19 protein-coding genes are annotated in these 22,785 nt (G+C 64.4%); 11 read left to right on the top strand and 8 right to left on the bottom strand.

Features of this window, described 5'->3' with window-relative positions; translation table 11 throughout:
* The first annotated feature begins 15 nt into the window (after positions 1-15).
* The 8 genes from QM588_RS18510 to QM588_RS18475 all read left to right on the top strand — a co-directional run bounded on the left by QM588_RS18510 (position 16) and on the right by QM588_RS18475 (position 11,370).
* Positions 16-1,476 (top strand): uracil-xanthine permease family protein, encoded by a 1,461-nt coding sequence (locus tag QM588_RS18510; RefSeq protein WP_283315475.1) that lies wholly within the window; start codon positions 16-18, stop codon positions 1,474-1,476.
* 80 nt (positions 1,477-1,556) lie between these two features.
* On the top strand, positions 1,557-2,471 hold the full coding sequence (locus QM588_RS18505) for an FAD binding domain-containing protein (protein ID WP_283315474.1): 915 nt from the start codon (positions 1,557-1,559) through the stop codon (positions 2,469-2,471).
* Positions 2,471-3,109 carry a (2Fe-2S)-binding protein gene (locus QM588_RS18500; protein ID WP_032384874.1) on the top strand — a complete coding sequence of 213 codons (639 nt, stop codon included), beginning with the start codon at positions 2,471-2,473 and terminating at the stop codon, positions 3,107-3,109. Before QM588_RS18505 ends, QM588_RS18500 begins: the two co-directional genes overlap by 1 nt.
* The gene (gene cutA / locus QM588_RS18495) at positions 3,106-5,586 is read left to right on the top strand and encodes an aerobic carbon-monoxide dehydrogenase large subunit (protein WP_283315472.1); all 2,481 of its coding nucleotides are present in this window, start codon (positions 3,106-3,108) and stop codon (positions 5,584-5,586) included. Before QM588_RS18500 ends, cutA begins: the two co-directional genes overlap by 4 nt.
* On the top strand, positions 5,583-6,245 hold the full coding sequence (locus QM588_RS18490) for an SRPBCC family protein (RefSeq protein ID WP_283315471.1): 663 nt from the start codon (positions 5,583-5,585) through the stop codon (positions 6,243-6,245). The genes cutA and QM588_RS18490 overlap by 4 nt, the downstream gene beginning before the upstream one ends.
* Positions 6,246-6,493: 248 nt before the next feature.
* Positions 6,494-8,593 (top strand): hydantoinase/oxoprolinase family protein, encoded by a 2,100-nt coding sequence (locus tag QM588_RS18485; protein ID WP_283315470.1) that lies wholly within the window; start codon positions 6,494-6,496, stop codon positions 8,591-8,593.
* Positions 8,593-10,524 carry a hydantoinase B/oxoprolinase family protein gene (locus tag QM588_RS18480; RefSeq protein ID WP_442972943.1) on the top strand — a complete coding sequence of 644 codons (1,932 nt, stop codon included), beginning with the start codon at positions 8,593-8,595 and terminating at the stop codon, positions 10,522-10,524. Before QM588_RS18485 ends, QM588_RS18480 begins: the two co-directional genes overlap by 1 nt.
* Positions 10,525-10,533: 9 nt before the next feature.
* Positions 10,534-11,370, top strand: a complete 837-nt coding sequence (locus tag QM588_RS18475) for an NmrA family NAD(P)-binding protein (RefSeq protein ID WP_283315468.1) — start codon at positions 10,534-10,536, stop codon at positions 11,368-11,370.
* Between the two features lie 33 nt (positions 11,371-11,403).
* Here the strand turns inward: QM588_RS18475 and QM588_RS18470 are convergent, their stop codons facing one another.
* The 3 genes from QM588_RS18470 to QM588_RS18460 form a co-directional block, all read right to left on the bottom strand.
* A complete protein-coding gene (locus tag QM588_RS18470) occupies positions 11,404-11,874 on the bottom strand; it encodes a GreA/GreB family elongation factor (protein WP_155288834.1) in 471 nt (156 codons plus the stop codon).
* A 363-nt stretch (positions 11,875-12,237) separates the two neighbouring features.
* Positions 12,238-13,581, bottom strand: coding sequence for an NADP-specific glutamate dehydrogenase (gene gdhA / locus QM588_RS18465; protein WP_283315466.1), 1,344 nt, complete (start codon positions 13,579-13,581; stop codon positions 12,238-12,240).
* Positions 13,582-13,698: 117 nt separating this feature from the next.
* Entirely contained in the window at positions 13,699-15,252 is a 1,554-nt protein-coding gene (locus QM588_RS18460; protein WP_283315464.1) for a helix-turn-helix domain-containing protein, read from the bottom strand.
* A 144-nt stretch (positions 15,253-15,396) separates the two neighbouring features.
* Here QM588_RS18460 and QM588_RS18455 point away from each other — a divergent pair, with 144 nt between their 5' ends.
* Genes QM588_RS18455 through QM588_RS18445 form a run of 3 tightly spaced genes read left to right on the top strand, consistent with a single transcriptional unit; the run spans position 15,397 to position 17,603 of the window.
* Positions 15,397-15,861, top strand: coding sequence for a nucleoside deaminase (locus QM588_RS18455; RefSeq protein WP_283315462.1), 465 nt, complete (start codon positions 15,397-15,399; stop codon positions 15,859-15,861).
* On the top strand, positions 15,858-17,168 hold the full coding sequence (codB, locus tag QM588_RS18450; protein ID WP_283315460.1) for a cytosine permease: 1,311 nt from the start codon (positions 15,858-15,860) through the stop codon (positions 17,166-17,168). The genes QM588_RS18455 and codB overlap by 4 nt, the downstream gene beginning before the upstream one ends.
* A gap of 57 nt (positions 17,169-17,225) precedes the next feature.
* Positions 17,226-17,603, top strand: coding sequence for a DUF6941 family protein (locus QM588_RS18445; protein WP_222059264.1), 378 nt, complete (start codon positions 17,226-17,228; stop codon positions 17,601-17,603).
* 2 nt (positions 17,604-17,605) lie between these two features.
* On the opposite strand, the gene QM588_RS18440 is transcribed toward QM588_RS18445, so the two are convergent.
* The 5 genes from QM588_RS18440 to QM588_RS18420 are packed head-to-tail and all read right to left on the bottom strand — an operon-like array spanning position 17,606 to position 22,768.
* A complete protein-coding gene (locus QM588_RS18440; protein ID WP_283315457.1) occupies positions 17,606-18,439 on the bottom strand; it encodes an HpcH/HpaI aldolase/citrate lyase family protein in 834 nt (277 codons plus the stop codon).
* Positions 18,436-19,599 (bottom strand): acyl-CoA dehydrogenase family protein, encoded by a 1,164-nt coding sequence (locus QM588_RS18435; RefSeq protein WP_032384865.1) that lies wholly within the window; start codon positions 19,597-19,599, stop codon positions 18,436-18,438. Before QM588_RS18435 ends, QM588_RS18440 begins: the two co-directional genes overlap by 4 nt.
* A 39-nt stretch (positions 19,600-19,638) precedes the next feature.
* On the bottom strand, positions 19,639-21,009 hold the full coding sequence (locus tag QM588_RS18430; protein WP_283315453.1) for an MmgE/PrpD family protein: 1,371 nt from the start codon (positions 21,007-21,009) through the stop codon (positions 19,639-19,641).
* Positions 21,006-22,223, bottom strand: coding sequence for a CaiB/BaiF CoA transferase family protein (locus QM588_RS18425; protein WP_094666494.1), 1,218 nt, complete (start codon positions 22,221-22,223; stop codon positions 21,006-21,008). The genes QM588_RS18430 and QM588_RS18425 overlap by 4 nt, the downstream gene beginning before the upstream one ends.
* The gene (locus QM588_RS18420; protein WP_283315450.1) at positions 22,220-22,768 is read right to left on the bottom strand and encodes a MaoC family dehydratase; all 549 of its coding nucleotides are present in this window, start codon (positions 22,766-22,768) and stop codon (positions 22,220-22,222) included. The genes QM588_RS18425 and QM588_RS18420 overlap by 4 nt, the downstream gene beginning before the upstream one ends.
* Between the last annotated feature and the right edge of the window lie 17 nt (positions 22,769-22,785).

Below are 22,785 nucleotides of genomic sequence, written 5' to 3'. Positions count from 1 at the left end.
GGAGAAAGGCTCGACATGCCTATCTGGAAGATTCACGGAGACGGAAAGAATGTTCGACCGGGTGACGTCGTCGCGCCGAACGAACGGTTGAACTGGGGCCGCACCATCAGTCTCGGCGGCCAACATGTGGTGTCGATGTTCGGGGCCACGTTCGTCTTCCCCATCATCATGGGGCTCAATCCTCAACTCGCCATTCTGATGTCGGGCTTCTGCACCATCTTCTTCCTGCTCATGGTCAAGGGCCGCATCCCCAGCTACCTCGGCACGTCCGCGGTGTTCGTCGGCGGTGTCGCGGCCATCCGAGCGCAGGGTGGAACGTCGGCCGAGGTCACCGGAGCCATCCTGGTATCGGGTCTCGTACTGGCGCTGGCCGGGCTCGCCATCCACTTCATGGGCGGCGGCGTCGTGGTGCGGGTGTTGCCCCCGGTCGTCACCGGTGCGGTGGTCATGTTGATCGGCTTCAATCTCGCGCCCGTCGTGGCCAGCACCTACTGGCCACAGGACCAATGGGTCGCTCTCGCAGTGATGTTCGTGCTCATAGTCATGAGCGTGGCGTTGCGCGGGTTCCTCGGACGGATCGCGATTCTGCTGTCGCTGGTGTTCGGGTACGCACTGTCGTGGATCCTCGACCTCGCATCCGGGCCCATCACGTCCTACGACGCCACGGCCGGCGAGGTCACCGAGCACTTCCGCGTCAACTGGTCGGGTGTCGAGGCGTCGCAATGGTTCGGACTCCCGCCGTTCAGCGACGAGGCCAACGGCATCGTCGGCATTCACGCACCGTCGTTCAGTCTCGCCTTCATCGTTCTCGTCCTCCCGGGTGTCATCGCTCTGATCGCCGAGAATGCGGGCCACGTCAAGGCTGTCGCGGAGATGACCGGTGACGATCTCGACCCGATGATGGGCCGGGCACTCGCTGCCGACGGCATCGCAACGGTCATGGCCAGCTCGGTCGGTGGCTCACCGACGACGACCTACGCCGAGAACATCGGCGTCATGGCGGCGACCAAGGTCTATTCGACGGCGGCATACACGGCGGCCGGAATCATCGCCATGATCCTCGGATTCTCGCCGAAGTTCGGCGCGCTGATCTCGGCCACCCCCGGCGGCGTACTCGGCGGTATCACCGTCGTCCTCTACGGCATGATCGGTCTGCTGGGTGCCAAGATCTGGCGCGAGAACGGTGTCGACTTCGGCAACCCGCTCAACATGATGCCGGTTGCCGCGGGTCTGATCATCGCGATCGGCGACACCTCGCTCGTGTTCAGCGATTCGTTCTCGTTGAGCGGTATCTCCCTCGGCACGATAGTCGTCATAGGGCTCTACCACCTGTGCGCTCGCATTGCCCCGGCCCACATGAAGACACCGGTCGACGCGTCGCCTCGGCATCGATCCTCCTCTACCACAGCACGTTCCGACGGCAGCGACGGAGACGGGGTTGTCGGTGAGGTCGACACCCTGAAGCCGTTGCGGTAACGAGCGATTGCAACACTGGGGCGTGACGTTTGTCACCTCTTGACGAAACACTTCCAGGCACAGGCAGGCAGGATCGGGATATGAAACCTTCTCCATTGAAATACCATCGGCCGCGGTCGATCGAGGAGGCGTGCCGGATCCTGGCCGAGGTCGACGGCAAGGTACTCGCCGGCGGGCAGTCCCTGATTCCGATGCTGTCGATGCGCCTGGCCGCTCCTGGGAACCTGATCGACATCACCGGTATCGACGGTCTCGACGACATCACCGGGTCGACCGACTCGGGCGTCACGTTCGCGGCTCTGGCCACGCACGCGTCGTTGGCGTCGAACCTGGCTGCCGCCCGGACGCAGCCGTTGCTCGGACGGGCACTGCAACTGGTGGCCCACGCGACCATCCGGAACCGTGGGACCACCGTCGGATCCATCGTGCATGCCGACCCGTCGGCCGAGATGCCTGCCGTCATCCGGTTGCTCGACGGTTCGGTGACGGTGCAGTCCGTCCGCGGCCGCCGGGAGATCGCGGCGAAGGATCTGTTTCTCGGGCCGTTGGAGTCCTCGCTCGAGACGGACGAGATCGCGATCGCCGCAACGGTTCCCGCTGCCCGGACCGGAGAAGGAACGGCCATCGACGAGGTTGCGCGACGCCACGGCGACTACGCGCTCGTCGGGGTCGCGGCCCGCGTCACCGTTACCGAGAACGCGGTGCGCACCGCGCACGTCACCTACGTCTCCGCCGGAGAATTCGGCGAGGTCGTCGACTACACCGATGTCATCGGTGGGGCCGCTGTGTCCGACGCACGTGATCCGAAGTGGAACGCGTTGTCGGAGGACGCACGTCGACGCGTCGAGACCGAGTCCGATATTCATGCCACCGCGGCGTACCGATCCCAACTCGTCGCAGCACTGACCGCACGGGTGGTGATGGCCGCCGCAGTCGACGGCGCGTCGTCGAAGTCCACTCACCCGCAGCACGCCGATTCCGGAGTGAACCACTGATGAAGACAACAGATATCGAACAGCAGTTGGACGATCTGATGGCGGAGACCGGTGAACAACACGTACAGGTGACGTTCACCCTCAACGCAACCAAGCAGACAATCGTCGTCCCGGCCCGCACCCTCGCATCGGACGCCATCCGCCACGACCTTCGTCAGACCGGCACCCACGTCGGATGTGAGCACGGCGTGTGCGGCGCGTGCACCGTGCTTCTCGACGGCAAGCCCGTCCGGGCCTGCCTGATGCTCGCCGCCAGCCTCGAAGGCCAGACCGTCACCACGGTGGAGGGTCTCGTCGAGCCGGACGGCACTCTGCATCCCGTGCAGCAGGCCTTCAAGGACTGCCACGGTCTGCAGTGCGGTTTCTGCACACCGGGATTCGTCACGACGATCGCCGCGTTCCTCGAAGAGAACGACTCGCCGACGCAGGCGGAAGCCACCGAGGCCATCGCCGGCAACATCTGTCGGTGTACCGGCTATCAGAACATCAAGGCCTCGGTGCTGCGCGCTGCCGAGATCAAACGTGAGCGGGCGGGCGAGTTCCCGCTCGGTCCCGACGACGAGTCGAGTCGTGCCGCACTCGACCGCAAGGTACGCGGATCCACCAGTCCCGTCGGCGGACGGATGGGCCGAGCATGAGCACCACGCGCACCGCACCGCCGCACACTCCCACCAACACCGCTCCCCTGTTCGGCCAGCCGCTGTCGCGGTCGGAGGACGAGCGGCTGCTCAGCGGCAAGGGCAAGTATCTCGACGACCTCGGTCACGGCGCACTGATAGCCGCCTTCGTGCGCTCCCCGCACGCACATGCACGCATCACGGCCATCGACATCGACGACGCGCTGGCCATGCCGGGCGTGCACGCGGTGTACACCTACGACGATCTCGAAGCGGACTCGGCCGAGATGGCCGAAGGGCTGCCGCTGTTGATCCCCCATCCGGCAATCGTGGCTCCGCGCAACGGCTTCCCGCTCGCCAAAGACGAGGTCAATCACGTCGGTGAGGCCATCGTCATGGTCATCGCAACGAATCGCTACGTGGCCGAGGATGCCTGTGCGGTCATCGACGTCCGCTACGACATCCTCGAACCCGTGGTGGGTATCGACACTGCACGCGTCGCAGCTCGGCAAGTACACGACGACGTGCCGGACAACGTGGCCGCGCACCTGCAGCACGGTTTCGGCGACATCGACGCCGAACTGGCCGCTGCACCACACCGCATCACCCTCGACCTGAACATCGAGCGTTCGGCGGCGATGCCGATGGAGGGCAAAGGCGTCTACGCGCGCTGGGACAGTGACGAAGAGACGCTGACCTTCTGGTCGTCCACGCAGACCTCCACGTCGGTGCGCGCGGCCGTCGCGGCGCGACTCGGCATGGCGATGAACAAGATTCACTGCATCGCCCCGGACGTCGGGGGCGGATTCGGCGTCAAGATCATGCACCCGTGGCCGGAGGAGGTGATGGTGACGTGGGCAGCTCGACAGCTCGGTCGCGCCGGCATCTCCAACGAGGTCAAGTGGGTCGAGGACCGCCGCGAGCACTTCATCTCGAGTGCGCACGAACGTGCACAGGTTCAAGAGGTCACGCTCGGTTTCGACGACGAGGGACGGCTGCTGGCGTTCGACTTCACCGTCTGGCACGACAACGGCGCATACCTGCCGTACGGCATCATCGTGCTGATCAACACTGCGACGCAGGTGCTGGGGCCATACAAGCCGGTCTCGTTCCGCTGCAACGGTTATTCGCTGTACACCAACACCGTCATCGTCATTCCGTATCGAGGAGCGGGCCGCCCGCAAGGTGTGTTCGCAATGGAACGCTCGATGGACGCCATTGCCCAGTACCTCGGCAAGGACCGACTCGAGGTACGCGAGAAGAATCTCATCAGGCCCGAGGAGATGCCCTACGACTTCGGTTTGATGTTCCAGGACGGTCGACCGTTGATCTACGACACCGGCGATTACCAGGCCGGCATCGACAAGCTCAAGGCGCTGATCGACTGGGACGGCTTCCCCGAATACAAGAAGCAGGCAGCCGCGCAGGGCCGCACCGTCGGTATCGGTGTCGGTGCCTACGTCGAGGGCACCGGCCCGGGGCCGTACGAGGGCGCGCACGTGCTCATCGAGAACTCGGGAAAGATCAAGGGCGCAACGGGGTTGACGACGCAGGGCCAGGGCCATCAGACGACGTTCGCGCAGATCGTCGCCGATGACCTGGGTGTCTCCATCGCCGACGTCGAGATCACCACCGGCGATACTCGTCGATTCGGTTATGCCGTCGGCACATTCGCCTCCCGTGGTGCGGTGATGTCCGGTTCGGCGTTCCACGTGGCCGCGCAGATGGTCGCCGAGAAAGCGAAGGTCATCGCCGGGCGTGCCCTCGATCTCGACCCCGTCGAGCTCGAATTGCGCGGGGGCTACGTCTGCAAGATCGGCACCGAACCCGGAGCAGAGGGCACGTCCATCTCCCTCGGTGTCGTTGCCGTACTGTCCAATCCGCTGCGTTATGCCTTCGACAAGGAGTCGAGGCAGGCCACCGGGTTCGCGAAGATGGACACCGACATGACGATCCCGCCGGTGCCGGAGGGCGAACAGCCGGGCCTCGAAGCCACCGGTTACTACTCTCCCCCGCGCTCGACGTTCGCGTCGGGCATCCACGCGGCGATCGTCGAGACCGATCCGGTGACGGCCGAGATCCACGTCGAGCGCTACGCGGTGGTGCACGACTGCGGCAACGTCATCAACCCTCGGATCGTCGAGGGCCAGATTCACGGCGGCGTCGCCCAAGGAATCGGCGGCGCGTTGTACGAGAAGATTGCCTACGACGAGCACGGGCAATTACTGAACGCCTCGTTCATGGACTTCCTGATGCCGTTCGTCACCGAAGTTCCCGAGACCATCGAGATGGACCACACCGTCACCCCGTCCGGGCTCAATCCGTTGGGCATGAAGGGTGCCGGCGAAGCCGGTGTCATCCCCACCAGCGCCGTCATCGCGGCTGCTGTCGAAGACGCCGAGGGCTTTTCGATCACCTCGATGCCCATTTCACCGTCCGACCTGTACGAGCTGCGGCTGACCCATGCGGTCGCTCAGACAACCGAGGAGATTTCATGAGAATCGCAGGAACCGCAACGCTGGCCGCACCTCCCGCCGAGGTGTACGACAGCATGCAGGACGGCCGGGTACTGGCCGCGACCATCCCCGGAGTGCAGTCGCTCGAGCAGTTGAGCGACGATCACTACAAGCTCTCGATCACCGCAGGCGTCGCAGCCATCAAGGGCACCTACGACGGCGAAGTGGTGCTCTCGCAACAGAATCGGCCCGAATCGTTCGTCATGACCGCCTCCGGTGCCGGCGCACCGGGCACGGTGCGCGCAGACGTCACCATCAAGCTCGAGCCCACCGAGGGCGGCGGCACGATGCTCAGCTACGATGCCGACGCCGTGGTCGGCGGCATGGTCGGCGGTGTCGGTCAGCGCATGATCACCGGTGTCGCCAAGAAGATGGCCGGAGTGTTCTTCAACGGCCTCGACGGCGTCATCGCCAACGGGGTGCCGGAGGCCGCTGCTGCTCCCGCGGAGGTAACAGCCAGCGACACCGGTGCCGGCCCCACCGCCCTGCCTGCCGCGGCCGGACGCGCTGTGAGTGCCGGTGCACCCGTCACCGCGCAGTCCGTCCGAAGCACCCTGCTGGCCGCCGCAGCCGGCGCAGGCTTCGCACTGGCCGGAGTCGTGTTGGGCGGACTGCTCACTCGCTCGTCCTGTAACCGGTAACCCTGCACCGTCTCGGCTCACGACAAGGCCGCTCATCCCCGTAGATCGGGGGTGAGCGGCCTTTGTCGTTGCAAGTACTGCCAATTCGGAGCTGCTGCAGGGCGCGCGAAGCTCAAATGCTCGGCCGGAGTTTGGCACCTTGTGCCAAAGATACTGAGACGCAGAACGGGTCGAATGTGAGTACACGTCAGGTACCCGCCGATCCGATCAACGGACGCGTGGCCTACGAACCATATCGAGGAGGAAGCGTGGAACCACGAAAGATTCGGGTCGGTATCGACACCGGTGGCACATTCACCGACGTCGTGGCAGTGGACGAGGAGTCGGGAGCCATGGTGACCACCAAGACTCCGTCGACTCCCAGTGATCCGGCCGAGGGATTCCTGACCGGCATCGACAAGGTACTCCGCCAGCTCGGGGTATCCGGCGATTCGCTCAGCGCCGTCAGCCATGGCACCACCGTCGCTACCAACAAGCTGCTCGAAGGCAAGGTGGAGAACCTGGGGTTCATCACCACCGAGGGCTACGAGCACGTACTCGAGATCGCGCGCCAGTCGGTACCCGACGGCTACGGCAACTCCTACTTCTGGGTCAAGCCCGATCGCATCGTGCCCGCACACCGCGTGCGCACCATCCGCGGCCGGCTCTCGTTCGACGGCAACGAGATCCGCCCCCTCAACGACGACGATGTGCGCGCGGCAGCAGCATTCTTCAAGGCCGAGGGCGTCAAGACGCTCGGCGTGTGCCTGGTGCACTCCTATGCCAACCCCGATCACGAGCAGCGCGTCCGCGACATCCTCCTCGAGGAATACCCCGAGGCGACAGTCTCCATCTCCACCGAGGTGCTGCGCGAGTACCGCGAATTCGAGCGCGCCATCACCACATTGGTCGACGCGGCCGTGAAGCCGAACATTCGCAGCTACGTCAACAACATCGCGAACCGGTTGCGGGAGTTCGCCACCGAATCCGGTGATGCACGCGACGTGCCGTTCTACGTCATGAAGTCCAACGGCGGCGTCCTCTCCGCCAAAGAGGTTGTGCACCAGCCCATCACCACCGTGCTGTCGGGACCAGCAGCCGGCGCGCTGGGTGCGGCCCTGGTAGCCAGCGCGGCAGGCGTCGAACAAGTGTTGACCTGCGACGGCGGCGGCACCTCCACCGACGTGACCGTCGTGGTCCGAGGCGAGCCCGCGCTGACCACCGAGGGACGCGTCGGCAACTACCCGTCGAAGATCCCGATGATCGACGTCGTCACCGTCGGCGCGGGCGGCGGCTCGATCGCCTGGATGACACCCGAGGGAACGCTGCGCGTCGGGCCACATTCGGCCGGTGCCGATCCCGGGCCCATGTGTTACGGAAACGGCGGCTCCGCTCCGACGATCACCGATGCCCACGTCCTGCTCGGCCGCATTCCTCCCCACCTGCTCGGCGGCGAGATCCCCCTCGATACCGACCTGGCACGCAAGGGGATCGAAGACCTCGCGCACCAGCTCTCGCTGGAGGTCGAAGCCTGCGGCACCGGCATCCTCGAGGTGTCGGCCTGGAACCAGGCCAATGCGCTGCGGCAGATCTCGGTCAAGCGTGGCCTCGACGTCCGCGACTTCACCCTCGTCACGTTCGGCGGCTCGGGATCGTTGCTCGCCTGCCGCCTGGTGGACATCCTGGGTCTGAAAGATGTTCTGGTACCGCTCAATCCGGGCAACGTCTCGGCGTTCGGTCTGCTCACCGTCGATGTGCGCAACGACTACGTGCAGACCCACGTCAGTCGGCACGACCGACTGCGCGCGGAGGACCTGGAATCGGAGCTGGCAGTGCTCGCTGCCCGTGCCGACGAGGCACTCGCCGGTGAAGGCTTCGCTGCCGAGGATCGTCGCTACGCACGCTCGGCCGACCTGCGCTACTTCGGTCAGGCCTTCGAGGTGCGCGTACCGATCGCCGACGGCGAGATCACCCAGGCGAGCATCGATCAGGCCGCCGAGGCCTTCCACGAAGCGCACCGTGAGCTGTACGGCTACGACTTCCGCGGCGATCAGAGTCAGTTCGTCGAGTGGGTCAACCTGCGGGTCAGCGGTATCGGCCCCATCAAGCGCCCCGTGCTGTCGGAGATCGCCACCGGCACCGGAGCCGAAAGTGCCCGCACCGGAACGCGTCAGGCGTACTTCGACGGCTGGCACGAGACCGCGATCTACAGCCGTGCGGATCTCGGAGCCGGTGACACGATCACCGGCCCGGCCGTCATCGAAGAATTCAGCTCCACCGTGCCGATCGATCCGGGCTTCTCCGCCCGCATCGACACGTTCGGCAACGTCCGCATCACCCGCACTCTCGACTCGAACGGAGCGAACTGATGACCGTCATCGACATGGTGAACAACAAGCCCTACCGGCTTTCTCCGGTCGACGCGCCTGCGCCTGATCCCGTTCTCGTCGAGATCGTGGCCGGCTACCTCGCAAGCGTCGAAATGGAAGTGGAGACCGCCATTTCGCGGACGTCGCGGTCACCGATGATTCGTGACGCCCACGATTTCCGCGCCGGAATTCACGACCGCAATCTGCGCAAGCTGACGGGGCGTTCCTACTCCGCGTTGGTGCATCCGGTGGCTCGCGACTTCCCGCTCGAGACCATGAAGCCGGGCGACGTCTACTTCCACAACGACGTCTATCTCTCCGAGGGTGGCATCGGCCACCTGCCCGATCTCTGTGTCACTGTGCCGGTGTTCGCTACCAAGCCCGGCGACACAGAGCCGTCGGTCGTTGCTTTCGTGCAGGCCTTCGGCCATCACGACGACATCGGCGGCTGCTGCCCCGGCTCCATGCCGTCCGGTGCCACCACCGTGTACGAAGAGGGCCTGATGGTTCCGCCGATCAAGCTGTGGGATCAGGGCGTACCCAACCAGGCTGCGTTGACGATCATGACGCGCAATTCCCGCATGCCCGACGCGTTGGCCGCCGATCTCGACGCCGAATGCTCCGCGTGCCTGATGGGTGCTCGGCGAATGACGGAGCTGTACGAGCGCTACGGCATCGACACCGTCGAGGCGTGCTTCGACTCGATGATGGATGCCACCACCGAGATCTACCGCCGCGAGATCCTGAGCAAGATCCCCAAGGGCGAGTACACCTGGGAGGACTACGCCGAGCACGATGGCGTCGACGAGCCCATGTTGCACGTTCAGCGCATCACGTTGACCAAGACCGGCCCTGAGGACGAGCGCGGCGAGCGACTCATCCTCGATTTCACCGGCACCGGGCCACAGGCCAAGGGCCCGATCAACCACTGCGGTGATTACGCCGACGGCAACTTCCTGGCCAAATGGCTTGCGCCGGTGCTCCGCAACCTCGCGGACTCTCCCGAGCGCATGGCCGAGCTCGACGTCAACGAGGGCGTCATCCCGCTGATCGAGATGAAGTTCCCGGAGAAGGGCACGCTCATCACCCCGATCTTCCCGGCCCCGACCAACGCTCGTACGTTCGTCATCCTGCGCTTGCTCGGTGTGCTCGCCGGTGTGGTGGCAAAGGCCGTGGACGGCAACATGCCTGCCGATCAGGAAACCATTCGCTACACGGGCGTGTACGGCGACGACTTCGACGGCAACTCGTACCTCATGCGTGAGGTGCTCGGCGGCGGCTCCGGTGGTCGGCATTACGCGGACGGTGAGGACACCATTCACGTCGTGCCCGATTCGCGGAACCTGCCCACCGAATTCACCGAGAGCCGCTTCCCGTTCATCGTGGAAAAGCTGGGCCTGGCCAAGGATTCGGGCGGTGCCGGACGCTACCGCGGCGGCCTCGGTTACGAGAAGCACATCCGGATGCTCAAGGATGCGCACTTCATGTCCATCGCCGACCGTTCGATTCTCGCGTGCTGGGGAGTGAAGGGCGGCAAGGCCGGCGGATCGTTCTCGGTGACGCTGAATCCGGGTCAGCCCAACGAGCGTGAGTTCGACGCGTTGACCGATGCCGAGCCGATCCTGGCGGGCGACACCATCCGAATCCGCACGACGGGCGGCGGCGGCTGGGGCGATCCCCTGGAACGTCCCATCGAATCGGTGGAGCAGGACGTGCTGTGGGGCAAAGTCTCTCGCGAGTTCGCGGCCAAGGACTACGGCGTCGTCATTGCCGAGGACACGGCGACCGCGGACATCGAGGCATCGGAGAAGCTGCGTGCAGAGATGCGCAATGCGCGCGGCCTCGATGAGCCGTTCTTCGATCGCGGACCGGGATACGAGCAGCTTTCCGGCGGTGCGAAGTTCGCCGAGTACGACTTCATCGATCGCTGAGATCACCTGATGACTCTCGACGTTTCCCGTGGCACTGACATCGCGATCGTCGGTGCCACGGGTAAGACCGGACAAGCCGTCGCAGCTGCACTCGACGGTGTGGCGGTGGTACGGAGGCTGAGTCGTTCTGCGCCGGACTTTCCGGTGGACCTGGAGACCGGCGATGGACTGGTCGAGGCATTCACCGGGTGCCGCGGGGTGTACTTCATTGCGCCCAATGTGCATCCGGACGAGTCGGCTCTACTCGTGCGGGCGCTGGACGCTGCGGCTTCGGCAGGGGTCGACCACGTCGTCTATCACTCGGTGGCCTGGCCGTACAGCCCGCGGATGCCGCACCACATGGACAAGGCACGCTGCGAGGAAGAACTACGTGCTTTCAGTTCGAAGCGGGGCTTGCACTGGACCATCCTGCAGCCCTGCGCCTATGCACAGAACTTCGAGGCGGTTCTGGACGGGACTGCTGCCGATCTTGCTGTGCCCTACAGCCTGGACACCACGTTCTCGTTCATCAGCCTCGACGATGTGGCCGATATAGCAGCTCGGGTCCTCATCGAGGGACCCGAGCTGCACCATGGGGCGACCTACGAGCTCGGTGGGCCGGAAGCGCTCAGTGTCCGAGACGTGGTTCGTCTGGTCGAGGTGGCCACCGGCCGTGTGGTCGCTTCCAGGTCCTCGAGTGTCGACGAATGGATGAGGCTGCACAGCGACTCGATGTCCGCCGATGAGCAGTATCGACTCGGGGCAATGTTCGAGTTCTACGACGACCGAGACTTTCTGGCCGGGAGTGCCGTCACCGCAACCCTGTTGGGCCGGGAGCCGACGCCGGTGCGTGCGTTGATCAGCTAGTTGTTTCTCGACTAGCAGGCCACTGCAACACCCTCACGGCCAGGTGATGCCCAGGATCGTCACTGCGCTTTCGGCACCGGAGGGGAGCGAGTACGTGCGTACGTCACGCACTCGACTCCCGTCCAAGGCAGCGCCCAAAGGTGAAGCGATCGAGCAGCTTCGGTCGCTGCTCTCCATCGCGCGTTCGACCAGAACGAAGGTGTCCACGTCCTTCTCGTCACCATCGAACATGACGGTGACAGCAGATCCTGGGCCGGCGATATCGCGGTCGATGGTTTTCGATGCGTCCGATTCTGCGATGCGGCTTTTCACTTCTGCGATTGTGCGATCGATGCGCTGCAGCTCGGCGCGAGCGCGGTGGTACGCGTCGTTGTTGTCCAGGTCACCCGAAGCACGTTGCACCAGAACGTTGTTGAAAGCCATCACTCGGCTCTCCAGCAGCTCCGACAGTTGTTGCTCACGGGGTGCGGGTGTGTCGAACGGCAGGTGATCGATAGTGGTCACGGCTTCTCCTGTGTGACTGGAGTTGTGAGAGTGCTCGGGCAGCACGTCATTGTGCGATGCACGGACGCAGAACTGCGCCGTCGATTCGAGATGATTATTCGATGACCGCTGTTTCTCGATACGCCGACGGACAGGCGAAATCGAGCGCGATGAGAACGGCCGGTGATCGAAAAAGATGGCGCTGCAATCGGGTCCAGGACGGAGTCGAGGGACCGAGGATCGAACGAGGTGACGAAAGCGCGAACGCTACCGCACCTCTGCTCCATCGGGGATCACAGCGACACACCTTCTTTCGGTTCGAGCTCGTGCAGCCGACTGTAGCCGAAAGAAAATAAAAAGCCAGTCGGTGATGCGGGCGGTGCTCTAGACGATGCCGAGAGCGATCATCGCGTCGGCGACTTTGATGAAACCGGCGATGTTCGCGCCGTGGACGTAGTCGCCCGGCTTGCCGTACTCCTCGGCGGTCGCGATCGTTCGGTGATGGATTCCGTGCATTATCGCTGCGAGGCGTTCGTCGGTGTACTCGAAACTCCACGAGTCACGAGATGCGTTCTGCTGCATCTCGAGAGCGGAGGTTGCAACTCCTCCGGCATTGGCCGCCTTGCCAGGTGCGAACGCGACCGAGGCGTCGCGGAAGATCTGGACGGCGTCCGGTGTGGTCGGCATGTTGGCCCCTTCGGCCACCACCTTCACGCCATTGGAGACGAGGACTTTCGCCGCGTCGGCATCGAGTTCGTTCTGCGTGGCCGACGGCATTGCTACCTGGCACGGCACATCCCAGATCGAGCCGTTTTCGATGAACGATGCTCCGTCGACGGTCTCGCAATACGCACTGATGCGTTCGCGTCGCACCTCTTTGATGTCTTTGAGCAGTTCGAGGTCGATGCCGTTGGAGTCGACGATGTAGCCCGAGGAATCCGAGCATGCGATCACCGTGCCGCCAAGTTGATGCACCTTCTCGATCGCGTAGATGGCGACGTTTCCGGACCCGGACACGACGGCGGTCTTGCCATCCAGTGAGGTGCCGAGCGTCTCGAGCATGTCTGCGACGAAATAGGCGACGCCGTAGCCGGTGGCTTCCCGGCGTACCTGCGAACCACCCCACGAGGTGCCTTTGCCGGTCAACACGCCGGATTCGTAGGAGTTGGTCAGACGCTTGTATTGCCCGAAGAGATAACCGATTTCGCGGCCACCGACGCCGATGTCGCCGGCGGGCACATCGGTGTACTCGCCGATGTGGCGATGCAGCTCGGTCATGAAGGACTGGCAGAACCGCATGATCTCGGCCTCGGATCGTCCCTTGGGGTCGAAGTCGGAGCCGCCTTTGCCGCCGCCGATGGGGAGCCCGGTCAGTGCGTTCTTGAAGATCTGCTCGAAACCCAGGAACTTGACGATGCCCAGGTTGACGCTGGAGTGGAACCGCAATCCACCCTTGTACGGCCCCAGGGCGCTGTTGTACTGCACTCGGAATCCACGGTTGACGTGCACTGCGCCGGCGTCGTCCACCCACGGAACACGGAAGATGATCTGACGCTCCGGCTCACACAAACGCTCGATCAACCCGGCGTCGGCGTAACCCGGACTGCGATCGACGACCACTCGAAGCGAGTCGAACACCTCGGTCACCGCTTGATGGAACTCGGGCTCCCCCGCGTTCCGCGCGCGAACTTGCTGGTAGATCGTCTCGATCTGGTCTCGCGTCGACACTCGTGCGTCTCCTATGTGAGGAATGTGAAATATGACCGTAACAATGAAGGACGAGAGATGGGCACACAGGTTGGGGCCTCACAGGACTGGATCCACGACGTTTCCGATCGAGTGGGGTCAGCTTCCGCAGCGCGATGTACGCGCGAATGCGGCCTGCGGGTCAACACCTGTCTGCATACGCCACGCCGTCAGAGCGAGTCCCAGACCGGCCAGGTGCGTCGGATCATCGAGCGAGGTGCCCAGGAGCGTGTCGAGTCGCGACAACCGGGCGTAGAGAGACTGTCGCCTGATGCCCAGTCCGATCGCGGTCTGGGCTTTACTACCGCCGTTCGCCACGAAGGCATCGAGGGTTCGCACGAGATCGGCAGAGTGCTCGGTGTCGAAAGCGATCACGTCTCCGAGCTGTTCGGTGACGAACTCCGTGATCATGGCCGGTACGCACGCGCCCAGCAACCGTTGAACACCGACATCGCGAGCGCAAAGAACACCGGTGCGAGTTCCGAAGCGCCGCGCGATCTGGACCACCTCACGCGCTCGGCCGATCGCATCGGAGACATGAGACAACCCGAGGACCGGAGCCGACGCACCGATCGTGCGCAATGATGAACCATGAGATCCGCCGCGGAGCAGAGCCTCGATCTCACTGAACGCGGAGCGAACTCGCGCAGGCGACGGCTGCACCCAGCCCTGAGCGAGCACGACGACGTGGTTCGCAGCCACCCCGACCAAACACCGCCCGAGGACGGACTCGACCGCCTCTCGAACCGGAATCAACAGCTCGCGCGCCGGAGTTCGTTGATCGACGTCGACGGCGGCCACCAGAACATGGTGGCCTTCGGTGAGTGCCCAACCGGCTGCGCCGAGGCGCTCGACGAGGTCACCGTGTGAGGTCGACGTGCCTCCCACGAGATCGGTGATCACGGCCTGTGCACGGGACTGTCGGGGACCGAGGCCGGGATGTCGACCGAGTTCCAGAGCTACCGCGACGGCCGCGCAGTGACCGATGGCCGAGCGCCGTGCAGTGGTCCGTCCGGCCAGCACGAGCCGACCGAGCGAGCCCGCGGGTCCGCGCACGTCGAGGACCGTTTTTTCATCGGCCGATCGCGGTGCAGCGGTAGCGTTGTGTTCGACGACGCGGCCCTCCGCGTCGAGCAGATCGACGCCACAGCCGGCCAGCCGTGCGATCGCGTCGAGTAGGGCAGTCATGCCCTGCCCCGCCACGACGAGGTCCATGAGCTGATGCCAGACCGGCTCGCCGGTGCGCTGCATTCCGAGCCGGCGCCTCATCACGAGGTCGTGGAAGTCCTCGACCATCCGCTCGAAGGGGACGATCGTGTGCAGCGTCAAGAACGCCACCCCTCGGCGACGCGCGGCCTCGACCAATTCCGGCGGTGCCACGAGAAATGAGCGCCCGACTTCCATTGCGAGAGCGGCACATCCCGCGTCGGCCAGTTGGTCGACGTAGGCGGTCAGCTGCTGGGCCGATCGTCCCTGGAGGCCGAGTCCGGTGGTCAACAACAGCTCTCCGCCCGACAGCAAGCCGCCCATCTCGTAGACCTCGGACGAGTGCACCCAGCGGACGACCCCAGTGTCGGGTGAGCCCGTGAGTATCTCGACAGCAGCCGCTTCGAAAGACGGCAGCGCCAGAACGTTTCGCAGAGTCGGCAGCATTCGTTCATGCTCCGCCGACGGGACACAGTGCTCCAGATCGACTATTGCTCGAGTGACACGTTGTCCCTTGGCAATCTGTGCGAGGCCTGGTCGACTGATGACACGCATCACCCTTACCGTTCGTAGACGCTTCAGGAGGACCCCTTGACCGATCCCGCGCACACCGACGAGTACTTCCTCGGACTTGCCATCGAACAGGCACAGATCGGCTGGGAGGAGGGCGGCGTTCCCATCGGCGCGGCACTCGTGCACGACGGCGAAGTACTTGCGGTGGGACGGAACCGACGCGTGCAGATGGACAGCGCAATTCGTCACGGCGAAACCGACTGCATCGAGCGAGCGGGGCGGCTGCCGGCTTCGGCGTACCGCAAATCCGTTCTCTACACCACCCTGTCCCCGTGCTTCATGTGCGCGGGAACCGCATTGCTGTACGAGATTCCGCGAATCGTCATCGGCGAGAACCGCTCCTTCGAGATGTCGGAGAGTCTGTTGCGCGAGCATGGAGTACAGCTCGACGTCGTCGACGACCCCGCCTGTCTGCAGCTCATGGAACGCATGTTGGCGGAGCGCCCGGGCCTGTGGCTCGAAGACATCGGCGAGGAGGCATGAGCAACCGAGCCGATCACGAGTCCACCGCACAGAAGGCCGACGAACCGGTAGACCTGGACTACCCCGTCACGCCCGTGCCCCGCAGTGCCCGCAAGCCGTTCTTCTCGTTGGCCATCGTTCTGCTGGGCTTCACCATCTTCACGCCGACAATGCTGGCCGGCGCTGCACTCGGCACGGCGTTCAGTTTCTGGACCCTCATCCTGGTGATCGTCGCCGGCTCGGCGATTCTGGGCGCGTACGTGGCCATGATGGGATTTGCCGGTGCACGTACAGGTTTGACGACCGTGCTCATGGCGCGGTACAGCTTCGGCACCCGCGGATCCAAGCTCGCGTCGTTGCTCCTCGGTGGTACGCAGATTGGTTGGTATGGCGTCATCATCGGCACCATCGGTGAGCTCACCTCGCAGGCTTTGGGGTGGGAGTCGTATGCCGCGCGGGCGGCGGTCATGATCGGTGCGAGCATCCTCATGTGCATCACCGCCTGCTACGGATACCGCGGGATGTACTGGGTCTCGGTCGTGTCGACGCCATTGATTATTGCCTTGGCATGTTGGGTGGTCTCCCGCTCTCTCGACGAGGTCGGTGGGTTCTCCGGTCTGACGTCGATCGCACCCACGACGACCATGACGGTCACGCTCGCCATCACGACGGTCGTCGGCACTTTCGTCTCCGCGGGGACCCAGGCACCCAACTGGACTCGATTCGCGCGATCCGGGTCGCAAGCGGCGTGGGCGTGCATCATCGGGTTCCTCGTCGGCAACGGAATGATGATTCTCTTCGGAGCGATCGGAGCAATCACGTTCGGTGAAGGCGATTTCGTTCTGGTTCTCTACAACCTGGGGCTCGTAGGCTGGGGCTTGATTCTGCTGTTCGGCAACTTGTGGAAGAGCAACGCCGACACCGCTTATGCCTTCGGTGTTGCCGGCGCGGAAATGTTCCGGCATCCCCGCAAGGCACCGTTCATCATCGGCGGCTGCGTCATCGGGACCGTGCTCGCGCTCGTCGGTGTGCACAACCATCTGGTCGACTACCTGAGCCTGCTCGGCACTTTCATTCCCCCGTTGGGCGGTGTACTCATCGGAGACTTCCTGTGCCGCTGGCGTCAGGGCCTTCCCGAGGGACACACTCCCCCGCTGGTGCACTGGCGACATCTCGCGGTCTACGCCTTCGCGGCCTTCCTCGCGTGGTTGTCCGGGGAACTGGAAATTGGTATCCCGCCGTTGATCGGCATCGTGGTCGCCATTGCACTGACGATGGTTCTGCATCGACGCGGCGCTGCGTCAGCAGATGGATCCTTAGCCGCTTAGGGTTGTCGACACTCCACCGCGAAGCCAGTGTCCATCGAAGAGAGGTAGCCGACGCCGATGATCATCACCGGATTGTTCTTCGCGGAGTACGCACGCGTCAGCGAAGACATGCTCGACATCCTCGGCGGTGTATGGGATACCTGCACCGTCCCGCGCGATACCCGCATGCTCGAATGCCGTCTGGTCGCCTTGCTACAAACCGGGCCCGACGACATCGGTAAGGACTTCCCTGCGACGCTCGAGGTGCTCGACGCGAAGGGCGAACACATCGTGAATCAGCGGGGCCTGCAGATCCCCGGTGCCGGCTTCACTGGCGAGAATCGATTCTGGTTCCTCCCGATGCAGATGGTCTTCCGTGATGAGGGACGACACAACTTCATCCTCAGCGCCGGTGGAGCCACAGCAAGCGTGGGGCTTCACATCGCCTTCGGCTGACGTCAGCTACTGATCGTCTCCCGCGCGGCACCCCGCTCCACGACTCGACGAGCGGTTCGGGCTACAGCCTCGTCGATCAGGAATCCCTTGCTGTCCACAGCCACACCCGAAGTGGCGCGTGCCAAATCTGCCAACAGTTCCTCGGCTTCTCGTACCTCGTCCTCGGACGGCACGAAAACCGTTTGCACGGGGGCGAGTTGAGCCGGATGAATACACGCACGACCGACGAATCCGAGACCGGCCAGAGCGCGAGTGTCGACCTCGAACGCCTCGGCGTCGCGGAAGTTTCGCGACACCGCTGCAGGCGGCGGATCGATTCCCGCCGCCACGCTGGCTGCGACCACCTGCGCTCGCACGAACGACAGCGACTCGGCGGAGCCGTCGACACCCAGATCGGCGGCCAGGTCCACCTCCCCGATCTGAAGAAACTTGACCCGCGGGGCACGGGCAATCTCTAGAGCCGCGAACACTCCCGCGGCAGTCTCGATGAGAGGCGAGACCACCGCGTCACTGCCACTCAGTAGAGCGTCGGCCTGCTCCACCTCGCGAGCCGACGACACCTTCGGCAGCCAGATGCCCGTCAAGTTCGGGTGCAGGACCGCGCGAATATCGGCCTCCTGCAACGGCCCCGGATTCACCCGCACCCAAATCTGCACGTCACCCGGATCGCAGGCGGCAACCCACGCAGCAACCGTCGCGCGAGCGTGATCCTTGTTTGCCGCGGTGACGGCGTCCTCGAGATCCAGCACCACCGCGTCCGTGCCCGATGCCAAAGCTTTGTCGAAGCGCTCCGGCACGTCCCCGGGAACGTAGAGGTAAGTCAGAGCCGACCTCATCCGATGACACCCGTTCCCGCTACGAGGGACTTGGCGATGACGGTCCGCATGATGTCGTTGGTGCCCTCGCCGATGGCCATGAGGGGAGCATCGCGGTAAAGACGCTCGACGACGAACTCGGTGGAGTAGCCGTAGCCACCGTGTATACGCATGGCTTCGAGGCTGGCTGTGATCGCGGCCTCGGAGGCGAAGTATTTCGCCATCCCGGCTTCCATGTCCACTCGCTTGCCCGAATCTGCCTGCGATGCAGCCCAGTACGTCATCAGACGCGCAGCCTGGAGCTGGGTCGCGATGTCGGCGATCTTGAGCTGAATGGCCTGGAACTCGGCGATGGGCTGACCGAATGCAGTGCGCTGCTTCGCATATTCGAGGGCAGCGTCATAGGCAGCCTGCGCGATGCCGACGCTGCGGCCGGCAATGTTCAGCCGGCCGATCTCGAGACCCGACAGTGCTTGCTGCAGACCCCGACCCTCCACCCCACCGAGCACTGCGTCGACGGGAACGCGCACATCGGTGAAGGTGATCTCACACGATTCGGTGCCCTTGTAGCCGAGCTTGCCCATGTCGCGCTGCACCTCGAACCCGTCGGTCGTGGTGTCGATCAGTAGCAGCGACATGCCCTTGTGCGCGGGAGTCGTGGTGGTGTCGGTCTTGACCAGTACCGGAAGCACATTCGCGTGTCGGGCATTGGTGATCCAGGTCTTCGCACCGTTGACGACGTAGTGGTCGCCGTCGCGCTTGGCGGTGGTCTTGATGCCCTGCAGGTCGGTTCCGGCACCGGGCTCGGTCAGGCCGACTCCCGTACGCCATTCACCGGTCGCAAGCTTGGGCAGCAGTGTCTTCTTCTGCTCGTCGGTACCGTGCTTGCCGATCATCCAGCACGAGAGGTTGTGGCTACCGAGAATTCCGGCGACACCCATCCATCCGCGGGCGAGTTCCTCGTACACCAAAGTGAACGAGACCTTGTCGAGGTCGAGGCCGCCGTACTCCTCCGGGGTCGTGATGCCGAACAGGCCCATGGCCTTCATGTGCTCGACGATCTCGGTGGGGTATCGGCCCGTCTTCTCCCACTCGTTGGCGACCGGGATGATTTCCTTGTCGACGAAGGTGCGCAATGCTTTGCGGAAGGCCGTCTGCTGCTCGTCGTACGTGAAGTCCATGATGATGTCCTGTCGATTGGGGTGTCGTCGATCGAAGTGTCACGGTGCCGGCGCGATGGCTGCGGCGAGGTCGAGGATGGCGGTCAAATCGGTTTCGTCGACCAACCCGAGGATGCGGTCGGCCAATTCGGTGGCACGAGAGTCGTTGCCACAGTTGGCGAGAAACTTGTCCAGCAGACGGTCGTCGCTCAGCGGGAACCCGGCGGATCCTTGGCTGCCGCCGACGGAGGCGTCGAGCACTCGTCCGTCGGTGAGGGTGAGAACGGCCCTGCCCGACGCGGCGGCCGCGGGAACCTCGGACGGGAGGTTCGTCACCCGCACCTTGCGGGCGGTGACGAGAACGTCCTCGCGCGCGATGGATTCGTCGGTGTAGGTCGAGACGGTGATCGCTCCGTCGTGCAGAAGCGCGGCCACACTCCAGGGCAGATCGAACTTGCCGTCGTAGGTGCTGCGCGGGGACGCGACCCCGGTGTTCGGGCCGCACACGAAGGGACTCGAATCGGGGTGCACGAAGACCTCGATGTCGGCGATCTCGCCTACGTGAACCGTATTGTCTGCGAGTGCTTCCGATACCGCGTCGAGCGTCACGTGCATCAGCTGGCAACTCGGATACGGCTTGATGCCGATGCGGGTGGCTTCCCACCGCGTGCCGAGCCCCTCCGTCAACGCCGCGAAGTTCGTCGGCCGATCGGTCAGCGCAGCGTAGATGCCGCGTCGACCTTCGAGAACCGACGACGGTCCCGTGGCACCGGCAGCGGCGAGCCGGGCGGCCAGCACACCGTTCATGCTCGCCGATCCGGGATGCAGTGCCTTGGTGTCGGCGTCGGTATCGAGAAACTCGAGCAGCCCCGAGCTGGACGACCCGGCGATGCCCAGGGCGTTGACCAGTGTTTCGGTGTCGAACTTCGAGAGGTGGCCGGCGACGAGCGCGGCGGTCAACGGACCCACCGCTGCGGTCGCATGAACACCCCGAGCGTGAAACCCGTGCGGGCTCACTTCACCAAGGCGGCAGGCGGTTTCGAGACCGAGGGCGGCGGCGGTCAGCACGTCTGCACCAGAGGCCGATACCTGCTGCCCGACGGCAAATGCCGCAGGAAGAGATACGGCCGTCGCGTGGACCAGTGCGCCCGCATGCGTGTCGTCGAAGTCCAGGGAATGCAGCATCACCCCGGTCGCGAAGGCGGCTGCCGGTGCGGACAGGCCTCGGGTGCCGGTGAGCGGCCGCGCCTCCGGTGGGCCTCCGAGGGCGTCGGCCACTGTCCAGCCCGGTCGGCCGTAGCCGAGACGTTGGGCCGCAACGGTATTGCCGACGCCATCGAGAAGGTGTCGCGCCGCCGAGTGCCGGACGTTCTCGGGCAGGTCGGCAACGGTCACACTCGATGCCCACTCTGCCAAGATCGTCGAACTCACGCCCGAACCTCGTCCTTCGCCGTACCGAAGGCACCCTCCGCCTTCAGTTTCGCGACGCGTTCGTCGTCGTAGCCCAGTTGCTCGCGCACGATGTCGTCGAAGTGCTCGTTGCGCTGCGGCGCTCGGCGGTACTGCTTGGCCTCGGAACCGAAGTTCACCGGTGAGGCGACCTGACGGACCGTGTTGTAGACCGGGTGCTCGGTCTCGACCACGAGATTGCGTGCGAGCGTGTGAGGTTCGGTGAGTGCGTGCTCGACGTCGTTGATCGGACCTGAAGGCACCCCGGCAGGGCCGAGCTTCGAGAGCCAGTGATCGACGGTATTCGTGGCGAACACCTCTTCCAGGATCGGCAGCAGCACGTCCTGATGCTTGCCACGCAGCGAGAAGTTGCTGAACCGCGGATCGGCACCGAGGTCCGGGCGATCGATGGCGACGACGAGCCGGTCCCAGAACTTCTCCTTCGCGCAGCCGACGATGAGCCAACCGTCCGTCGCCTCGAAGGCCTGGAACGGCACCAGGGACGGGTGCGCCGAGTTCTTCGTACGGATCGGCTCGAAGCCGGCGTTGAGATGCCACGTCGCGGGATACGTGAGCAGAGACATCGCTGTGTCGTACAGCGAGACGTCGCAGTCACCGCCGATGCCGTCGCGCCGGGCTGCGTGCAGTCCTGACAGCAGCGAAATGGCGGCGACGAAGCCACCGGAGTAATCGACCAGCGACAGACCGGATTTGGTGGGCGGGCCGTCCGGGTCGCCGGTAACGCTCATCCAGCCGGCGAGACCCTGCAGGATGTAGTCGTAGCCAGGCTCTTTCGACCGCGGACCGGTCATGCCGAAACCGGTGAGACTGCAGCACACGATCGCGGGATTGAGATGCTTGAGCTGGTCGTAGGTGATGCCGATCTTCTCCGGCACGTCACCACGGAGGTTGGAGTAGACCGCGTCGCTGGTACGGACGAGGTCCTCGAACACCGCTCGGCCACTCGGGGTCGAAAGGTCCAGGGAGAGAGACCGTTTGTTGCGGTTGAAGCTCTCGAAGAACAGCGAGTCCTCGCCCTCGTTGTAGGGCGGCACGTAGCGTCCGACGTCGCCGCCGACGCTGGGGTCCTCGATCTTGATGACATCCGCGCCCAGATCGGCGAGGTGCAGGCTGCCGAACGGGCCTGCGCCGTACTGCTCGAGCGAGATGATGCGGACGTCTTCGAGTGGCCTCATGCGTCGGAATCCTTAGTCTGGGGAAGTTTGAGCGGGCCGTTCTGCGCTTCGGGGAAGTAGTTCTGCCCGATGCCGCTGTCCCGGGTGGCGACCATGACCGAGCGCTTCCACGAAATAACCTCGACGCCATCTTGATTGAGGCCGCGAGTGATCATCGAGACTATGCCGGCGTAGGGGCGTGATTCGGACTTACGCAGTCCGGTGCAGATGCTTTCGGCGTAGAGCGTGTCGCCTGCGTACACCGGGTGCGACATCTTGATGTCGGTGAAGGCGAGGTTCGAGATCGCGTTCTGGCTCATGTCGATCACCGAAAGTCCCAGTACCACAGAGACTGTGAAGCCGGAGTTGACGATGACCTTCCCATCGGTGATGGGGTTCTGCGATGCCAGGTGTGCGTTGAAATGGTTCTGGTTGGTGTTGAGCGACAGCAGCGTGATCCACGTGTTGTCGGTCTCCGTGATCGTCCGCCCGAAGGGATGTTGGTAGACGTCCCCCACGGTGTAGTCGTCGAAGAAGCGCCCCAGAACGGCCGGATGGATTGCCACCGTGTCTCCTCGTGTCG

This window comes from Rhodococcus sp. IEGM 1354, assembly GCF_030056855.1.
Taxonomy (GTDB): Bacteria; Actinomycetota; Actinomycetes; order Mycobacteriales; family Mycobacteriaceae; genus Rhodococcoides.
Note: the sequence above shows the minus strand (reverse complement) of the source record. Positions and strands in the feature narration are given on the sequence as shown.

Coding starts and splice junctions, on each gene's coding strand:
- QM588_RS18475 (WP_283315468.1), top strand. CDS start 10,534: ATGACTCTCGACGTTTCCCGTGGCACTGACATCGCGATCGTCGGTGCC.
- QM588_RS18480 (WP_442972943.1), top strand. CDS start 8,593: ATGACCGTCATCGACATGGTGAACAACAAGCCCTACCGGCTTTCTCCG.
- QM588_RS18460 (WP_283315464.1), bottom strand. CDS start 15,252: ATGCTGCCGACTCTGCGAAACGTTCTGGCGCTGCCGTCTTTCGAAGCG.
- QM588_RS18440 (WP_283315457.1), bottom strand. CDS start 18,439: ATGAGGTCGGCTCTGACTTACCTCTACGTTCCCGGGGACGTGCCGGAG.
- QM588_RS18510 (WP_283315475.1), top strand. CDS start 16: ATGCCTATCTGGAAGATTCACGGAGACGGAAAGAATGTTCGACCGGGT.
- QM588_RS18505 (WP_283315474.1), top strand. CDS start 1,557: ATGAAACCTTCTCCATTGAAATACCATCGGCCGCGGTCGATCGAGGAG.
- QM588_RS18425 (WP_094666494.1), bottom strand. CDS start 22,223: ATGAGGCCACTCGAAGACGTCCGCATCATCTCGCTCGAGCAGTACGGC.
- QM588_RS18445 (WP_222059264.1), top strand. CDS start 17,226: ATGATCATCACCGGATTGTTCTTCGCGGAGTACGCACGCGTCAGCGAA.
- QM588_RS18490 (WP_283315471.1), top strand. CDS start 5,583: ATGAGAATCGCAGGAACCGCAACGCTGGCCGCACCTCCCGCCGAGGTG.
- codB (WP_283315460.1), top strand. CDS start 15,858: ATGAGCAACCGAGCCGATCACGAGTCCACCGCACAGAAGGCCGACGAA.
- cutA (WP_283315472.1), top strand. CDS start 3,106: ATGAGCACCACGCGCACCGCACCGCCGCACACTCCCACCAACACCGCT.
- QM588_RS18435 (WP_032384865.1), bottom strand. CDS start 19,599: ATGGACTTCACGTACGACGAGCAGCAGACGGCCTTCCGCAAAGCATTG.
- QM588_RS18500 (WP_032384874.1), top strand. CDS start 2,471: ATGAAGACAACAGATATCGAACAGCAGTTGGACGATCTGATGGCGGAG.